Origin of the sequence: Methylococcus sp. S1M, assembly GCF_051295855.1 — a bacterium.
Taxonomy (GTDB): domain Bacteria; phylum Pseudomonadota; class Gammaproteobacteria; order Methylococcales; family Methylococcaceae; genus Methylococcus; species Methylococcus capsulatus.
In genome coordinates this window covers 761,279-776,691 of sequence record NZ_JBPDXO010000001.1, presented here as the reverse complement: position 1 = coordinate 776,691, position 15,413 = coordinate 761,279, and the positions used below count along the sequence as shown (strand labels likewise).

At 62.9% G+C, this 15,413-nt stretch carries 14 protein-coding genes and 1 tRNA gene; 8 read left to right on the top strand and 7 right to left on the bottom strand.

The features are described 5' to 3' along the window. Positions 1–113: 113 nt before the first annotated feature. The 3 genes from ACSHWJ_RS03510 to ACSHWJ_RS03500 form a co-directional block, all read right to left on the bottom strand. Positions 114–187, bottom strand: a tRNA-Gly gene (locus ACSHWJ_RS03510). A 57-nt stretch (positions 188–244) separates the two neighbouring features. Next, the gene (locus ACSHWJ_RS03505; RefSeq protein WP_432539308.1) at positions 245–1,450 is read right to left on the bottom strand and encodes a competence/damage-inducible protein A; all 1,206 of its coding nucleotides are present in this window, start codon (positions 1,448–1,450) and stop codon (positions 245–247) included. Further along, entirely contained in the window at positions 1,447–2,388 is a 942-nt protein-coding gene (locus tag ACSHWJ_RS03500) for an AEC family transporter (protein WP_432539307.1), read from the bottom strand. Before ACSHWJ_RS03500 ends, ACSHWJ_RS03505 begins: the two co-directional genes overlap by 4 nt. 155 nt (positions 2,389–2,543) lie before the next feature. Between ACSHWJ_RS03500 and pyrF the strand changes: the two genes are divergently transcribed. From pyrF to ACSHWJ_RS03485, 3 genes are all read left to right on the top strand, one after another. Next, a complete protein-coding gene (gene pyrF / locus ACSHWJ_RS03495) occupies positions 2,544–3,272 on the top strand; it encodes an orotidine-5'-phosphate decarboxylase (RefSeq protein WP_010960389.1) in 729 nt (242 codons plus the stop codon). Positions 3,273–3,335: 63 nt separating this feature from the next. Next, complete coding sequence (locus tag ACSHWJ_RS03490) at positions 3,336–4,061, top strand: sulfite exporter TauE/SafE family protein (protein WP_041360872.1); 726 nt, start codon at positions 3,336–3,338, stop codon at positions 4,059–4,061. A gap of 17 nt (positions 4,062–4,078) precedes the next feature. Further along, the gene (locus tag ACSHWJ_RS03485) at positions 4,079–5,020 is read left to right on the top strand and encodes a sigma-54 interaction domain-containing protein (protein ID WP_218801196.1); all 942 of its coding nucleotides are present in this window, start codon (positions 4,079–4,081) and stop codon (positions 5,018–5,020) included. Between the two features lie 63 nt (positions 5,021–5,083). Here ACSHWJ_RS03485 and feoB read toward each other — a convergent pair whose 3' ends face one another. The 3 genes from feoB to ACSHWJ_RS03470 all read right to left on the bottom strand — a co-directional run bounded on the left by feoB (position 5,084) and on the right by ACSHWJ_RS03470 (position 8,473). Then, positions 5,084–6,871, bottom strand: coding sequence for a ferrous iron transport protein B (gene feoB, locus ACSHWJ_RS03480; RefSeq protein ID WP_432539306.1), 1,788 nt, complete (start codon positions 6,869–6,871; stop codon positions 5,084–5,086). After that, on the bottom strand, positions 6,871–7,113 hold the full coding sequence (locus tag ACSHWJ_RS03475) for a FeoA family protein (protein ID WP_010960393.1): 243 nt from the start codon (positions 7,111–7,113) through the stop codon (positions 6,871–6,873). Before ACSHWJ_RS03475 ends, feoB begins: the two co-directional genes overlap by 1 nt. A gap of 133 nt (positions 7,114–7,246) precedes the next feature. Further along, positions 7,247–8,473 carry an argininosuccinate synthase gene (locus ACSHWJ_RS03470; RefSeq protein WP_218801198.1) on the bottom strand — a complete coding sequence of 409 codons (1,227 nt, stop codon included), beginning with the start codon at positions 8,471–8,473 and terminating at the stop codon, positions 7,247–7,249. 294 nt (positions 8,474–8,767) lie between these two features. On the opposite strand from ACSHWJ_RS03470, the gene ACSHWJ_RS03465 reads away from it, so the two are divergent. Then, positions 8,768–10,285 carry a multicopper oxidase family protein gene (locus tag ACSHWJ_RS03465; protein WP_036246578.1) on the top strand — a complete coding sequence of 506 codons (1,518 nt, stop codon included), beginning with the start codon at positions 8,768–8,770 and terminating at the stop codon, positions 10,283–10,285. A 36-nt stretch (positions 10,286–10,321) separates the two neighbouring features. Here ACSHWJ_RS03465 and ACSHWJ_RS03460 read toward each other — a convergent pair whose 3' ends face one another. Continuing rightward, on the bottom strand, positions 10,322–11,638 hold the full coding sequence (locus ACSHWJ_RS03460; protein WP_017365135.1) for a sigma-54 interaction domain-containing protein: 1,317 nt from the start codon (positions 11,636–11,638) through the stop codon (positions 10,322–10,324). A 165-nt stretch (positions 11,639–11,803) separates the two neighbouring features. On the opposite strand from ACSHWJ_RS03460, the gene ACSHWJ_RS03455 reads away from it, so the two are divergent. The 4 genes from ACSHWJ_RS03455 (at position 11,804) to ACSHWJ_RS03440 (ending at position 15,397) form a co-directional block, all read left to right on the top strand. Beyond that, positions 11,804–12,523: an MBL fold metallo-hydrolase gene (locus tag ACSHWJ_RS03455; RefSeq protein ID WP_010960397.1), complete on the top strand. Its 720-nt coding sequence runs from the start codon at positions 11,804–11,806 to the stop codon at positions 12,521–12,523. Continuing rightward, positions 12,520–13,425 (top strand): sulfite exporter TauE/SafE family protein, encoded by a 906-nt coding sequence (locus ACSHWJ_RS03450; RefSeq protein ID WP_017365133.1) that lies wholly within the window; start codon positions 12,520–12,522, stop codon positions 13,423–13,425. The genes ACSHWJ_RS03455 and ACSHWJ_RS03450 overlap by 4 nt, the downstream gene beginning before the upstream one ends. Before the next feature lie 131 nt (positions 13,426–13,556). Then, positions 13,557–13,823, top strand: a complete 267-nt coding sequence (gene cydP / locus ACSHWJ_RS03445) for a cytochrome oxidase putative small subunit CydP (protein WP_017365132.1) — start codon at positions 13,557–13,559, stop codon at positions 13,821–13,823. Next, complete coding sequence (locus ACSHWJ_RS03440) at positions 13,820–15,397, top strand: cytochrome ubiquinol oxidase subunit I (protein ID WP_017365131.1); 1,578 nt, start codon at positions 13,820–13,822, stop codon at positions 15,395–15,397. The genes cydP and ACSHWJ_RS03440 overlap by 4 nt, the downstream gene beginning before the upstream one ends. Positions 15,398–15,413: the final 16 nt, after the last annotated feature.

The following is a 15,413-nucleotide window of genomic DNA, read 5'->3' as shown; positions in this document are numbered from 1 at the left end:
AGGAGTTAGAGTGGATGTTCCGGGAAACGTTCCGCTGTCGTATGGGCAGTTGGCGTGCTGTCCGGAAACGAGGAGGATGCGACGCCGATCCGGCCGCTCGCCGTGAGTCGATGTGGAGCGGGTGATGGGAATCGAACCCACGCTATCTGCTTGGGAAGCAGAGGTTCTACCATTGAACTACACCCGCCTTTGCGGAAGCCAACAGTAGCATTGTAGGGCGTCTCTGGCAATCTCCTCGTACCGTTCAGGGAGCAGGCAGCGTGCGGCGCAGAAAGTCCAGGGCCAGCGCTGCGCTCAGTGCTCGCCGGTATCCGGGGTTTCCGGCCAGGCTGTGCCGCACCCTGGCGGTTCCTACCTCGGAGGCGACCGCGATGACCAGTTCGGACGGATTTCGCGGCGATTCCATGCAGGCCAGCGCGTGGCTCGTGCCGTGCCGCCTGCGCAGGTGTGTGGCGATCGCTGCCACATCCAGAGGACCGTCGGACGGGCCGTTGCCGGGGGACAGTTCGAGGTGCTGGACGACGGCGCGGCCGTCGGGGACGACCAGCCCGTAAGTCCACCAGCCGAAGGCACCGCAGAGTTGGGCCAGATGGCCGCGGCTCACGGTTTCCAGGGTCGCCAAGCTGGCGTCGGCGTGGCGCATCAGCCGGTCGACGCATTCGATCAACGTGCCCTCCGGCCGCTCCGGCGTGTCGATGCTGAAGACTGCAGTCCCGATGGCGCGCCGTATTTCGTCGATCAGCAGATCGCGTTCCGGGACCGGAAAATCCGCCGGGAACTGCAGCTTGACGTGGTTTTCCGGCGGAACGGTGCGAAAGCCCAGCTTGATCCCGGGCGGCAATGCGAAGGGATCGAGCCGCTGCTGGAGGGTGGATTCCCCGATCCCGAGCACTCGCAGGGTCACCCGTTGCATCGGTCGGGTGGGGAAGCTCGACTGGATGTCCGCCTTCACGAGGCGTTCGAACATGCATTCCATTTCGTGGGGGACGCCGGGCAGAAAGAAAAACCGGCAGCCGCCGTGATCCAGTGCGAAACCGGGCGCTGTGCCACGAAGGTTGTCCAGCCGCCGTGAGCCTTCCGGCAGAAATGCCTGCTTACGGTTCGGCTCGGGCATGGGGTCGGCCCGGCCGGCGAACCAGGCCTGGATCTGCCGCAGGGCCTCCGGATCTTCCTTCAGGGGGCGGGCGAAGGCCTGGGCTACCGCTTCCGCCGTCAGGTCGTCGAGGGTGGGACCCAGGCCGCCGGTGCAGACGCAAAGGTCCGCGCGTGCAGCGATTTCCCGGAGAACTGTGGTCAGGGTGTGGACTTCATCGCCCACCGTGGTATGCCGCGTGACGGCGAATCCGAGTTCCGTCAGCCGTTCCGACAGCCAGGCACCGTTGGTGTCGGCGATCTGGCCCATTACCAGCTCGTCGCCCTGGGAAAGGATTTCGGCCTGGGGCTGCGTCATGCCGGGCTTCCGATGAAGGTTCCGAGCAACAGGTGCCAGGCGGGCAGAGACACTAGGGCAAGCAAGGTGGTCGTCGTTGCGAGCATCGCGTACAGCCCCGCATCCAGCCGGTAGCGGTCGCAATAAACGATTCCCAGCAGCATGCTGGGCATGCCTGCCTCCAGCACCAGCGCGGCGCGGGTGTCTCCGGCAATGCCCAGACCGTGGGTCAGGCTCAGGCCGAACAGGGGCAGGGCGATCAGTTTCAGTCCCGATGCCAGGGCCACCAGCCGAGTGTTTTCCTTGCGCCAGGAGTTCCATCGCAGACCCAGCCCCAGGGCTAGCAGCATGAGGGGGGCGACGGCCGAGGCGGCGGTTTCCAGGAGCGGTTCCAGGACGGCTGGCCGTGGAATGCCGAAGTCGCCGAGCATCAGAGCCGCGAACGCCGTCCAAAGCGGGGGATTGAGTAACAGCGCCCGGAGCGCAGTGGAAAGATTCGCCCGCACTTCACCGTAACGGGAGGCGATGTACACGCCCAGCGTGAAGACCAGCGGAGCGGTGGAAAACAGATCGATCTGGATGACGATGGGGCGGGCGAGTTCCGGGCCGAAGAGCCGTTCCAGCACCGGCAGTCCCAGAAAGGTCACGTTGGAGAAGGCGATGCCGAGCAGGGTCGCCCCCGTTTGCCGTCGGTCCAGGTGCAAGGCCCGGTCCAAGCATAGCGCCACGCTGAGGCCGAACAGGACGGTCGCCGCCCCGAACAGAGATATCTTCCATCCCTGGGGATGTGCGCCGCCGCCCCAAAGCGCGGACAAGACGAGCGCGGGAAGCAGGGCATTGAAGACGAGACCGGTCACGGTTCGACGCAGGCGTTCGGGGTCGACGCCGAGAGGCTGAAGCCGTTGCAGGGCCATGCCGCAAAGAATCAGGGCGCTCATTTGCGCCAGTACGCCCGTCATTGAGATGCCGTCCGGAAACTGCGATGTGCCCATTTTATCGGCAGTCGCCCTCATTGGGGGCGCAAGGGTCCTAGGCAAAGCACGCCGTTGGCTCCATAATTCGCCGTGACGGCGCGAAAGGCGCCGTTTTTCTTGACTGCCCCGACGAACCCGACATGCCGAATTTCCTTTCGAACAAGCCCATTCCCGTGGCCGATCGCCTGATCATGGCGCTGGACCTGCCGGATGTCTCCGAAGCCAAGACCTTGGTGGAACGCCTCGGCGACGCCGTGAGCTTCTACAAGGTGGGGCTGGAGCTGTTCATGTCCGGCGACTGTTTCGCTTTGGTGGATTGGCTCAAGGCCAAAGACAAGAAGGTTTTCGTCGATCTCAAGTTCTTCGACGTGCCGGAGACCGTCGGCCGCGCGGTCAAGGCGCTGAGCCGGCGCGGGGTGGATTTCGCCACCGTGCACGGCAACGATGCGATCATGGAGGCGGCGGCCCGCAACAAGGGGAGCCTCGGCATTCTGGCGGTCACGGTCCTGACCAGCCTGGACCAGGGGGATCTGCGTGATCTCGGCTTCCAGTGCGACGTGCAGGAACTGGTCTTGTCCCGTGCCCGGCGCGCCCTGGCAGTGGGTTGCGACGGGGTGGTGTCGTCCGGGCTCGAGGTCCCGCTGTTGCGCGGTGAGATCGACCACGAGCTAATGGTCGTGTCGCCCGGCATCCGGCCTGTCGAAAACCGTCCTGAGGACGACCAGAAGCGGGTGGTGACGGTCGATCAGGCGTTCCGCAACGGTGCCGATTACATCGTGGTGGGCCGGCCGATCCGCGATGCAGCCGATCCCCGCGAGGCCGCCCAGCGGGCACAGGCGCAGATCCGCGACGTGTTCGCGGCAGGCTGAACTCGGTGGCCGGGGCGTTTCGGCCTGTCGGCCCCCGGGCATTTCTGGTATCGTTTCGCTCCCATGCACCCTATCGAACAAGCTTTTAGCACGTCCTATCTGGTCGCTCTGCTGATGGGACTGTTCAGCGCACTGCACTGCCTGAGCATGTGCGGCTCCATCATCGGATCATTGACGCTGAGCCTGCGGCGGGAGATCCGTGACAACAAGGGCTTGTTGATGCCTTTCGTGCTGAGTTACAACATGGGGCGGATCACCAGTTATGCGATCGGTGGCCTGATCGCCGGACTTCTGGAGCATGTCCTGTCCATCCCCCTGGGCGAGGGGCACGGACACCGCGTATTACAGATCCTCTCGGCGCTGGTGATGCTGGGCGCAGGGTTGCACATCGGAGGCTGGTTTCCCCGTTTCGCCTACATCGAAAAAGGCGGAGCCCTGTTCTGGAAGCGCATCGAGCCGTACGGACGCCGGCTGATTCCGGTGGAGACCCTGCCACAGGCTTTCTTCTTCGGCATGGTCTGGGGCTGGCTACCGTGCGGGCTGGTCTATACGGCGCTGGCTCTGGCCGCCACCACGGGGGACGTCGTCCGGAGCACGTTCACCATGCTGTCGTTCGGCATCGGGACTTTGCCGGCGGTGGTCGGTGTCGGTATAATGACCAGCCTGCTGGTGCGGTTATCGCGGATGCAGAAATTCCGTCAGATCGCGGGGATTACCCTCATCGTACTGGCAGTGCTGGCCGCTTTCCCGGGCTTGAATCCGCTGGTGCTGCACCACCTCGAATATTAAGAAAGTTGGGTGAGGTTATGTTTGATACACTGATTGGACAATCACCGAGCTTCGAAGCGCTCACCAGAAGCGCAAAACTGGTCGCGGCGACCGATGTCACCGTCCTCATCGTCGGCGAGACCGGAACCGGCAAGGAGGTTCTGGCCAACGCTCTTCAAATGCACAGTCCCCGGGCGGAAAAGCCGTTCGTCACGCTGAATTGCGCGGCTCTTCCCGAGGCGATTGCTGAATCCGAGCTTTTCGGCCACCGTCGGGGTTCATTCACCGGCGCGGTCTGTAACCAGACCGGCCGCCTCCCCGCCGCCGATGGCGGCACGCTGTTCTTGGATGAAGTGGACTCTTTGTCCCTGCCTTTGCAGGCAAAGCTTCTGCGTTTCCTGGAAACGGGCGAAATCCAGCCGGTGGGTGAAACCCAGACCTACAACGTGGACGTGCGCATCATTGCCGCCACCAACGCCAATCTTCACGCCAAGATCGAACGCGGCGAGTTCCGCAAGGATCTCTATTACCGACTGAACGTGGTTCCCCTGGAAATCCCGCCACTGCGGGAACGGATGGGTGACATCGTCCTGCTGTTGCAGCATTACATGGAGCGGTTCGCCCGCGAACACGGGCTGGCGCCCGCGACCTTCAGCAAGGCGGCATTGAACCGCCTCTGCAATTACAGCTGGCCGGGCAACGTCCGGGAACTGCGCAACGTCTGTGAGCGGCTGTCGATTCTGCTGGCCGGCCGGGTGATCGAGGAAAGCAACCTGCCCCTCGAAATCACCCATCGGGCGCCTGCCGCCAAAGGTCTGTTCCCGTTGCCCGACATGGGCATCGAACTGGAACAGGTGGAAATGGATCTGATCCGCCAGGCCTTGAACCGGACCAACGGCAACCGCAGCCGTTCCGCCCGTCTGCTCGGCATTTCTCGGGACACACTGCTCTACCGGATGCAGAAATATGGCATCCATTGACCACCGTCCCGGTTGCCGGACGAAAAAGCCCGCGTAATGCGGGCTTTTTCGTCCGAACGTCCGTCAGAACCCCAACGAGCGCGCGCCCTGATAGAACACGAAGCTCGTAAGCCAGGCCAGCAGCAGCGACCAGAATATGGAGCCGAACATGAACGCACGGCTTTTCGACTCGGTGCGCAGGGTGGCCACTGTCGACAGGCACGGCAGATAGATCAGGGTGAACAGCATGAAGCTGTAGGCCTGCACCCAGTCGAGCCTCTGTGCCATCAGTCCCATCAAAGCATCGCCTTCCAGTCCGTAGATGGCGGCAAGCGAGCCGACCACGATTTCCTTGGCGATGAAACCGAAGATCAGAGCGAGGCTAAGCTGGGCATCGATGCCGATGGGGGACAGCACTGGTGCCAGCCAGGCGGCGATGTGACCCGCCAGCGTATCCACGCTGCCGGCCGGGACATCGGTCGGGAGGTGGGTGAGCAACCAAACCGCGACCACGCCGGCCGTGATGAACTTGGATGCGCGTCTCAAAAAATGCCGGACTTCATGCCAGCCGCGTAGGAAGATCTGGCGCCAGGTCGGCAGGCGGTAGGGAGGAAGCTCGATGACGAAGGGTTCGTTGCTGACGAACCGGTTTTTGAACGCCACCGCGGTCGTCAGTGCCGTCGTGAAGCTCAGGAGATAAAGGCTGAACAACACCGCCGGCGCCGTTTCCACGGTGAACAGTGCCGCCGTGATGAACAGGAACACCTGCAGCCGCGCCGAACACAGCGAAAACGGGATCACCAGCATGGTGAGCAGACGCAGGTCCCGTGAGCGCATGACCCGTGTCCCCATCAGTGCCGGCACGTTGCAGCCGAAGCCCATGAGCAGCATGACGAAGCTGCGTCCGTCCAGCCCCAGTCGGGCCATCAGGGCGTCCATCAGAAAAGCGACGCGCGACAGATAGCCGCTGTCTTCGATCAGGGTCATCACCAGGAAGAACAGGATGATGATGGGCACGAAGGCGGCCACGGTACCGACACCATTGTAGATGCCGTCCAGAAGCAGTCCGCTGGCGAAGGCCGGGAGGCCGGCCGTCAGCGGTTCGAGCCAGAGTGTACGCAGCTCCGTCAATGCCCAGGCCACCCCGTCCTGCATCGGTTTTCCCAGCGTGAAGATGAATTGGAATAGCAGGAACATGAACAGGAAGAACAGCGGGAGTCCTGCCCAAGGGTGGAGGAGGAGGCGATCGATGCGCGTCGTGGCGTTTTCCGGCAATCGTCTTGGAACCCGGACCGCGGCACGCATGACGGCCGCGGCCGCCGTTTCGATCTGGTGGTCCTCCGAGAAGGTCTGCGCCACGTCTGGCGGGGCATGGGCGGTGCCTGAATCGAGGGCCCGCAGCAGGGTCTGGGTGACGCTCTGGAAGCCATTGCCGTACTTTGCGCTCAGAAGGATCACTGGCATGCGCAGCAATTCGGCCATCCGCCGGGCATCGATGCTGATCCCCAGATGGCGGGCTTCATCGGCCATGTTGAGTAGCAGGACGGTAGGCAGTCCGAGCCGCGCGACCTGGAGCGCGAAAGGGAGCTGGCGGTCGATCTGGGTGGCGTTGAGTACGACAGCGACCAGGTCCACCGGGTTGTTCTCCAAAAAGTCGCGAACCACCTTCTCGTCTTCGGAAAAACCGTGGAAGCTGTAGATGCCCGGCAGGTCTACCACTTGCGCGACCGTGCCGCCGAGGATAATCCTCGCGCTCAGCAGGTCGACCGTGATGCCCGGCCAGTTGCCGACCCGGGCGGATGCTCCGGTCAAGCGGTTGAAGAACGTGGATTTGCCGGTATTCGGCATGCCGACCAGGGCGATTCTCTTCATCAGGCTGTCTTGGCGATGACTCGGATTCTTTCGGCGTCGCTGCGCCGCATGATGATGTCGGTATTTCCGATCCGGACCTGCAGGGGGCCCTTGAACCGGCCGTGGCGGACGACGGCGATGGGCTTCCCGACCCGGAAACCGAGGCCGACCAGGCGGTGGTAGAGGGCGCCTTCCGCACTGATGGCACGGATGATCGCCGATTCGCCTTCTTTGAGACTGTTCAGGTTCAGGTTGGAATCCATAGGCAAACCCCGCAAATGATAATTATTCTTGAATATATCATATCCACGGGATTTGGCGAGGGCGGCGTTTCGTCACAGCCGCGATATTGTGTTTCCCGGCGCGGCTCGCCGTGCCGGGGCGGCATCTTGATGGTTATGCGAAGCTCGCGCCTTTCCGGCCGGCGATGCGCAGGCGCAACGCGTTGAGCTTGATGAAGCCTTCCGCGTCCTTCTGGTCATAGGCGCCACGGTCGTCCTCGAAGGTGGCGATGTTCATGTCGAACAGGCTGTTGGACTCCGACTTGCGGCCGACGACGCTGACATTGCCTTTATACAGCTTCACCCGCACTACACCGTTCACCGGTGCCTGGGAGGCATCGATCATCTGCTGCAGCATCCGGCGTTCCGGGCTCCACCAATAGCCGTTGTAGATCAGGCTGGCGTAGCGTGGCATCAGCTCATCCTTGAGATGGGCGACTTCCCGGTCCAGCGTGAGGGACTCGATGGCGCGGTGCGCCTTCAGCATGATGGTGCCGCCGGGGGTCTCGTAGCAGCCGCGCGATTTCATGCCGACGTAACGGTTTTCCACAATGTCGAGCCGGCCGATGCCGTTGGCACCGCCCAACTGATTCAGGCGGGCCAGAACCGCCGCGGCTGTCATCCGTTCGCCATCGATGGCGACGATGTCACCGTGTTCGTAGGTCAACTCGACATAGGTCGGCCGGTCCGGAGCGTTTTCGGGCGAGACGGACCAGCGCCACATGGTTTCCTCCGGCTCGGCCCAAGGGTCTTCCAGGATGCCGCCTTCGTAGGAGATGTGCAGCAGATTGGCATCCATGGAATAGGGCGAGGTTTTGCCGCGCTTCATTTCGATTGGGATGCCCCGGCTTTCGGCATAGGCCAGCAGGGTTTCGCGCGAGGTCAGTTCCCACTCCCGCCAGGGGGCGATGACGCGGATGTCCGGCCGCAGGGCATAGGCGCCCAGTTCGAAGCGCACCTGGTCGTTGCCCTTGCCGGTGGCGCCGTGGGCGATGGCATCGGCGCCGGTTTCGTTGGCGATCTCGATCAGGCGTTTGGCGATCAGCGGGCGGGCGATGGAGGTGCCCAGCAGATATTCGCCTTCATAGATGGCATTGGCGCGGAACATGGGGAAGACGAAGTCACGGACGAACTCCTCGCGTAGGTCGTCGATGTAGATTTCCTTGACGCCCATGGCCTGGGCTTTGGCGCGGGCAGGCTCGACTTCCTCGCCCTGGCCGAGATCGGCGGTGAAGGTCACGACTTCACAGCCATAGGTTTCTTGCAGCCACTTCAAAATGACCGAGGTGTCGAGGCCGCCGGAGTAGGCCAGAGCGACTTTCTTGACGTTTGAGCTTGACATGATGGGGCGAACCGCGCGGTTACAGGACGAAAATAACCAATTATAGCGTGAACCGTGACATCGATCTTCCGCAAATTCTGCTTGCCGGGCGCGGTTTCGGGGTGAGGCAGTTCACCTTCCTGATCGAGGGAAATCACGTGTTCCCTCCGGATCGAAAGGCGGCCAGGAGGAGAGAAGCCTTTGATTCATCTGATCACGGGGGTGTCGTCAGCGGATGGTTCGATATCTGCATCCAGTGTTCTGGCCCTCGTGGTCATTAATGTCAAATCTATCCAAATACATAAAATTATAAAAATGACTAAGACAACAAGAACCCGGAATATCGTACTGACGGCCGTGACGATGGCCGCCGCCGTCTATGCCTCTCCCGGAGCCGCCATGATGGGCGGCGGATGCATGATGGGCTGCACATCGACCACCGTCATCGACCCGCCCCGCGGAGCGGCGTTCGCCGATCCACCGACGCTGCCCAATCTGTCGATGACCCCGGGCGTCGTCGAAGTCAACCTGGAAGCGAAAATCGCACCCGTCAACGTCAACGGGACGACGGCAAACCTGCAGACTTACAACGGCTTCTTCCCCGGCCCCACCATCAAGGTGAAGAAGGGCGACATCCTGAAGGTCCATTTCAAGAATTCGCTGCCCTATAGCGGGGTGAACGACATGGGGATGCCCCGCGACATGACCAATCTGCATACCCATGGCCTGCACGTCTCGCCCGCCGGGAACGCCGACAACGTCCTGGTGCATTTCCCGTCCGGTGAGACCTTCGACTACGAATACGATCTTTCGCTTCACCGGGGCGGGAACCTCAACTTCTATCATCCGCACGTACATGGCAATGTCGCGGAACAGGTCTGGGCAGGCCAGGCGGGAGCGCTGGAGGTGGCGGACGAGGGAACGGCGCTCTCGGGCTACGAAACGCACATCCTGGTCCTGAAGGACATCACTCTCAGCGGCGGCGCGCCGGAAGCCCACACGTCGGCGGACTTCATGAACGGCAAGGAAGGCGACACGATGCTGGTGAACGGCCAAGTCAACCCGGTGCTGGCGATGCGGCCAGGGCAGGTGCAGCGCTGGAAGATCGTCAACGCCAGCAACGCGCGGTTCTACAAGCTCAGCCTGGGCAGCCATTCGCTGCGGGTGGTCGGCACGGACGGCGGCCTGCTGGACAAGCCCTATGCGCAGAGCACCGTGCTGCTGTCGCCGGGCGAGCGGGTGGACGTCCTGGTGAAGGCTTCGAGCACCAAGGGTTACTACAAGTTGCAGGCCTTGCCATACAACCGGGGGGCGGGCGACTCGGCCAATCAGCAGATCACCCTCATGACCGTGAACGTCACCGGCTCATCGCTGAGCCAGAACCTGCCGGCGATGGTCGATCCCAGCGCGACTCGGCTGAACGTGCCGGCCAATGCGGTCACCCGGCAGATCACCCTGAGCATGGGGATGGGCATGATGGGCGGTGGCTCGGCCTCCATCAACGGCATCGCCTTTTCGGACACCGAGGCCTATACCATCGTTTCGGGACGTGAAACCTACGAGGTGTGGGAAATCTACAACAACAGCATGATGGACCATCCCTTTCATCAGCACGTCAACCCGGCGCAGGTGATTTCCATCAGCGGCGGCGATTCGGCCTACAAATCACTGTATACCACGACGCCGGCCTGGAAGGACACCGTCATCGTGCCGGCCATGGGGAGTGTCAAACTGCTGGTGCCGGTGAAGGATTACGGCGGTGTCACGGTGTTCCACTGTCACATCCTCGAGCATGAGGACATGGGTATGATGGGGCTGTGGGACATCCAATAGGGAGCCCGGAATCCGGGGCAGGGCTGCCCCCTTCCGTCACACGCCCAGCTTCTTCCTTTTGCGCCATAGCGTCGCCCGGCTCATCTGCAGCAGCCGGGCGGCCTGGTCGATGCGCCCGCCGGATTGCCGCAGCGCCGTGCGGATGCGATCGGCCTCATCCGGCACGGCTTCCATGGACGTTTGCGGCCCGGCGCGCTCGTCGCGGAATTCGGGCGGCAGATCATCGAGTTCCAGCACCTCCCCCCGCCCCACGGCGAAGGCGTATTCCACCACGTTCTGCAATTCGCGCACATTACCCGGCCAGGCATGGTCGAGCAGCCGGCGCATGGCATCGGGGTCGATGCGGACGATGCGGCGCAGGCCGCGGGCATTGTGCCGTTCGATGAAATGCCAGAGCAGCAGGCCGATGTCGCGGCGGCGCTCACGCAAGGGTGGCAGGAAGAGGGGGACTACCCGCAGACGGTACATCAGATCCTCGCGGAAGCGGCCCTCGCGCACCGCATCCCGCAGCGAGCGATGGGTCGCTGCCACGATCCTTACATCCACGCTGAGCGTGCGGTCGCCACCGACCGGAACGAAGCTTCGTTCCTGAAGCACGCGCAGCAGCTTGGCCTGCAGCTCAAGCGGCAGTTCGGCGACTTCATCGAGGAACAAGGTGCCGCCGTCGGCGCGCTGGAACAGCCCGGCATGGCTGCGCACGGCGCCGGTAAACGCGCCGCGGACATGCCCGAACAGTTCGCTTTCCAGGAGTGAGGGTGCCAGCGCGGCACAATTGACCGCGAGAAACGGCTCCCTGGCGCGGTGACTCTCGGCATGCACGGCGCGGGCGACCAGTTCTTTGCCGGTGCCCGATTCGCCGCGGACCAATACCGTGGCCTCGGTTTCCGCGACATTGCGGATGAGACGGAACACCTGTTTCATCGCCGGTTCGCGCGTGAGCAGTCCATGCAAGATCTCGACATCGGCTTCCGCCAGAGGGGTACCGATGGTTTCGATCGCGGTGAGTACTTCCAGGCGGCCCCGGGCGGCCCCTTCCCGGTCCCGGAGGGGATGGTACCGGCGTCGCAACAGCAGCGCCGAGCCATCCGCCCGCTCGACCCGGATTTCGTCCTCGCCTCTGCCGTCGTCAGCTCGAGGGGGGCCATAGCCGGGCAGCAGCCGGGCGATGGATTCGCCGGTCGCAAATTCACCCGTGTGGCCCGTCAGCTGCTCGGCAGCCGAACTCCAGTAGCTCACCCGCTCCTCCTCGTCCAGGAGGTAGAGGGCGCCGGTGCATTCGAGTCCGGCCAGCGCATCGAGCAGGCAGCGTGTGTCGAGGGGGAGACCGGAGGGGGTATCGCTTCGACGTTTCATAGTGTTTCATGAATCGTAGCACGTGTTTCATGAGCGTATCAAAAAATGAAACGTCCTCCGGAGCAATTCCACTGGTTTGTCATGAATCATGTGATCAGCGCTCGTGGCACGACTTTTGACTTCCTTAAAAATATGTGAGACGAGGATTTTTTGCTGGAGGGCCGGATGATTTTCAGACAGCTGTTCGAGACCGATACTTCGACTTACACCTATCTATTGGGTTGTGAACGTACCCGTCGCGCCGTGCTGATCGATCCAGTGGACACCCAGGTCCCGCACTACGAAGGGCTATTGCGCGGACTGGGACTCAGGCTGGTCTACACTTTGGAAACCCATGTGCATGCCGATCATGTCACCGGTGCTTCGCTCCTCAGGGAACGCCTGAACAGCAAGAGCGTGGTGCACAGAGACGCCGGAGCCGGTTGCGCGGACCTGCTGGTGACCGACGGGGTACCACTGCAGGTGGGTGATCTGGAATTCGAGGTGCGTCACACACCGGGCCATACCGCCGGCTGCGTGAGCTATGTCATGAGCGACCGGGTTTTCACCGGCGACGCCTTGTTCATCGATGGCTGCGGCCGCACCGATTTCCAGGAGGGCGACGCCGGGACGCTCTATGACAGCATCCAGCGCCAGCTTTTCTCCCTGCCGCCGGAAACGCTGGTTTATCCGGGACACGATTACCACGGCAACACGGTCAGCACGATCGGCCGCGAGATGGTCCGGAACCCCCGCTTGGGCGGCGGCAGGAGCAGGGAAGAATTCATTGCGATCATGCGTGCTCTGGAACTGGATTATCCGAAATACATCGATCGTGCGCTGCCCGCCAACCAGGCCTGTGGACGGCTGCCGGCGGCGGATCCTCATGGGTTGATCAGCCGATGACCTGGGCGCTAGTGTCGGCTCTGGGGATCGGGCTCCTTCTGGGACTATTGGGCGGGGGCGGATCGGTGCTGATGGTGCCGATGCTGGTCTATGTCGCCGGTTTCGGCCCGAAAGAGGCGATCACGACGTCGCTCGTCGTGGTCTGCCTTACCAGCTTGGCGGCGCTGGCCGGCCATATCCGGGGCGGCCGGGTCTGCTGGAAGATGGGAGCGGTATTCGGCCTGGCGGGAATGGCGGGCGCCTACGGCGGCGGCCGGACCGCTGCGGCGTTGCCTGGCGGAATTCTGCTGATCCTGTTCGGACTGGTGATGCTGGCGACCGCGGTCGCCATGCTGCGAGGACGCCGCGGCGATGCGGTTCCTCCGGGCCGGGCACCGCAGTGCCCGTTGCGGTTGCCAGTCTTGGCCGTTCTGTTTGATGGCGGAATGGTCGGAGCTTTGACGGGACTGGTCGGGGCGGGCGGCGGCTTCATGGTCGTGCCGGCGCTCAACCTGCTCGGCCGTTTGCCCATGCATGCGGCTGTGGCGACGTCGCTCATGGTGGTCGCCATGAATTCGCTGGCGGCCCTGTTGGGCTATGGCGGGCATGTCCAAGTCCGCTACGACCTGGCCGGGCCGATTGCCGGCGCAGCAGTGGGCGGCAGCGTGGTGGGCGGATGGCTGGCCGCGCGCGTGGGCGGAACGACCTTGCGTCGGATGTTCGGCGGATTCGTCGCGCTGATCGCGGTGTTCCTGCTGTACCGTGAGCTCACGCCGGAAAGGCTGGAGGCGGTCGGCGGGCTGGTGGCGGCTCACGCGGATTTTTTCCGCGGCGCCACGGCTGTGTTGGTGGGGATGTTGTTGTCCCGGCTGCGTGGATGGCTCCACACACGCTACTTCGGCACCGGTCGTACGGCCCATTAGAGGGAGGACGGGCCGATGCCGGAACAGGATGCGGGTCGTGTGGTGAAAATCCCGAAAAGGTGTACGATTGGCGCATTCGCGCCAGCCGGCCGCGGCTAGCGGCCTGATTCCGACGGTATGCGAGGGATCTCATGAAGCCATACGACGGATTTCGCTTCGTCTCAACGGCCGCGCAGCAGGTGGATGCGGCCGCGTTTCGGCGCGTGGGCGCACCGGGCCGGCGTTCTTCGCTGGCGCGGGAGCTCACGCTGGCGTTGCTGTTCAAGATGATCGTGCTGACAGGATTGTGGGCGCTGTTCTTCCGCTCACAGCCGGAAGGCCGGGAACCGCCGTATCCGGCGATTCTGATCGGTTCCAGTCCCCTTTCCTCTGCCAACCAGGAGGCGCTCAAGCCATGATCGGTGAAGACATCGTCAACCTTTCCAGGCTGCAATTCGGCCTGACCGCGCTCTACCATTTTCTGTTCGTGCCGTTGACCTTGGGGCTGGCTTTCCTGCTGGCCATCATGGAATCGGTCTACGTGATGACCGGCAAGGAGGTGTACAAGGACATGACCCGCTTCTGGGGGAAGTTGTTCGGCATCAACTTCGCCATGGGAGTGACGACCGGCATCACCCTGGAATTCCAGTTCGGCACCAACTGGTCCTATTACTCGCACTACGTCGGCGATATCTTCGGCCCCATCCTGGCCAGCGAAGGCTTGGTGTCGTTCTTCCTCGAATCGACTTTCGTCGGCCTGTTCTTTTTCGGCTGGGACCGCATGAGCCGGGTGCAGCATCTATCGGTCACCTGGCTGCTGGCGCTGGGCACCAATACTTCCGCGTTGTGGATTCTGATCGCCAATGCCTGGATGCAGCATCCGGTGGGCACGGAATTCAACTACGAAACCCTGCGCATGGAGCTGACCAGTTTCGCCGAGGTGTTCTTCAATCCCGTGGCCCAGGTCAAATTCGTGCATACGGTCGCGGCTGGCTATGTCACCGGAGCGATGTTCGTCCTCGGCATATCTTCCTGGTATCTGCTGAAGGGGCGGGACGTCGGTTTCGCCCGCCGTTCCTTCTCGATCGCGGCGGCGTTCGGACTGGCTTCGGTTCTCTCCGTCATCGTGCTGGGCGATGAGAGCGGCTACACCGACGGCGAGGTGCAGAAGGTGAAGCTGGCGGCGATCGAGGGTGCTTGGGATACCGAGAAGCCGCCGGCAGCGTTCACGGTGGTCGGATTCCCGGATCAGGACAGGGAGGAAACCCGCTATGCATTCAGAATACCGTACGTGCTCGGCCTGATCGCCACGCGTTCCATCGACGAAGAGGTCAAGGGACTCAAGGAACTGCGGGCGTCCAGCCTGGCCCACATCCGCAGTGGCCAGATCGCCTATGGGGCGCTGGAGAGGATGAGGGGAGGGGACGCCAGCCCGGCGGTGAAGGCGGATTTCGAGCAGCACAAGGCCGATCTGGGTTTCGCCCTGTTGCTTGCCAAGTATACGGACCGCATCGCCGGGGCGGGGGAAGACCTGGTGCAGAAGGCGGCCGCCGATACCATTCCGAGCGTAGCGCCCTTGTTCTGGACTTTCCGCGTGATGGTGGCCTGCGGCTTCACCCTGCTGTTCATCTTCGTGATGGCCTTCTATTACTGCGCGGTGCGGGTGGCGGACCGCAAACGCTGGCTGCTGAAGCTGGCGGTCTGGTCCATCCCGTTGCCTTGGATTGCGGCGGAAACCGGGTGGTTCGTCGCCGAGTACGGCCGCCAGCCATGGACCATTTCCGGTGTGCTTCCCACGCACCTGAGTACCTCCTCACTCAGCACCGGGGATCTGTGGTTCAGCATCGCGGGTTTCGCTTTCTTCTACACGGCGCTCCTGGCGATCGAGCTTTATCTTATGGTCAAGTACGTCAAGCTCGGCCCCAGCAGCCTGCACACGGGGCGATATCATTTCGAGCGGCCGGCGGCGGCGCTCTCCGGTTCAGCAGTCTGATGCGCAGCGGGAGGTT

Coding starts and splice junctions, on each gene's coding strand:
- ACSHWJ_RS03465 (WP_036246578.1), top strand. CDS start 8,768: ATGACTAAGACAACAAGAACCCGGAATATCGTACTGACGGCCGTGACG.
- ACSHWJ_RS03455 (WP_010960397.1), top strand. CDS start 11,804: ATGATTTTCAGACAGCTGTTCGAGACCGATACTTCGACTTACACCTAT.
- cydP (WP_017365132.1), top strand. CDS start 13,557: ATGAAGCCATACGACGGATTTCGCTTCGTCTCAACGGCCGCGCAGCAG.
- ACSHWJ_RS03490 (WP_041360872.1), top strand. CDS start 3,336: ATGCACCCTATCGAACAAGCTTTTAGCACGTCCTATCTGGTCGCTCTG.
- ACSHWJ_RS03470 (WP_218801198.1), bottom strand. CDS start 8,473: ATGTCAAGCTCAAACGTCAAGAAAGTCGCTCTGGCCTACTCCGGCGGC.
- ACSHWJ_RS03485 (WP_218801196.1), top strand. CDS start 4,079: ATGTTTGATACACTGATTGGACAATCACCGAGCTTCGAAGCGCTCACC.
- ACSHWJ_RS03460 (WP_017365135.1), bottom strand. CDS start 11,638: ATGAAACGTCGAAGCGATACCCCCTCCGGTCTCCCCCTCGACACACGC.
- ACSHWJ_RS03450 (WP_017365133.1), top strand. CDS start 12,520: ATGACCTGGGCGCTAGTGTCGGCTCTGGGGATCGGGCTCCTTCTGGGA.
- ACSHWJ_RS03500 (WP_432539307.1), bottom strand. CDS start 2,388: ATGACGGGCGTACTGGCGCAAATGAGCGCCCTGATTCTTTGCGGCATG.
- ACSHWJ_RS03440 (WP_017365131.1), top strand. CDS start 13,820: ATGATCGGTGAAGACATCGTCAACCTTTCCAGGCTGCAATTCGGCCTG.
- ACSHWJ_RS03505 (WP_432539308.1), bottom strand. CDS start 1,450: ATGACGCAGCCCCAGGCCGAAATCCTTTCCCAGGGCGACGAGCTGGTA.
- feoB (WP_432539306.1), bottom strand. CDS start 6,871: ATGAAGAGAATCGCCCTGGTCGGCATGCCGAATACCGGCAAATCCACG.
- ACSHWJ_RS03475 (WP_010960393.1), bottom strand. CDS start 7,113: ATGGATTCCAACCTGAACCTGAACAGTCTCAAAGAAGGCGAATCGGCG.
- pyrF (WP_010960389.1), top strand. CDS start 2,544: ATGCCGAATTTCCTTTCGAACAAGCCCATTCCCGTGGCCGATCGCCTG.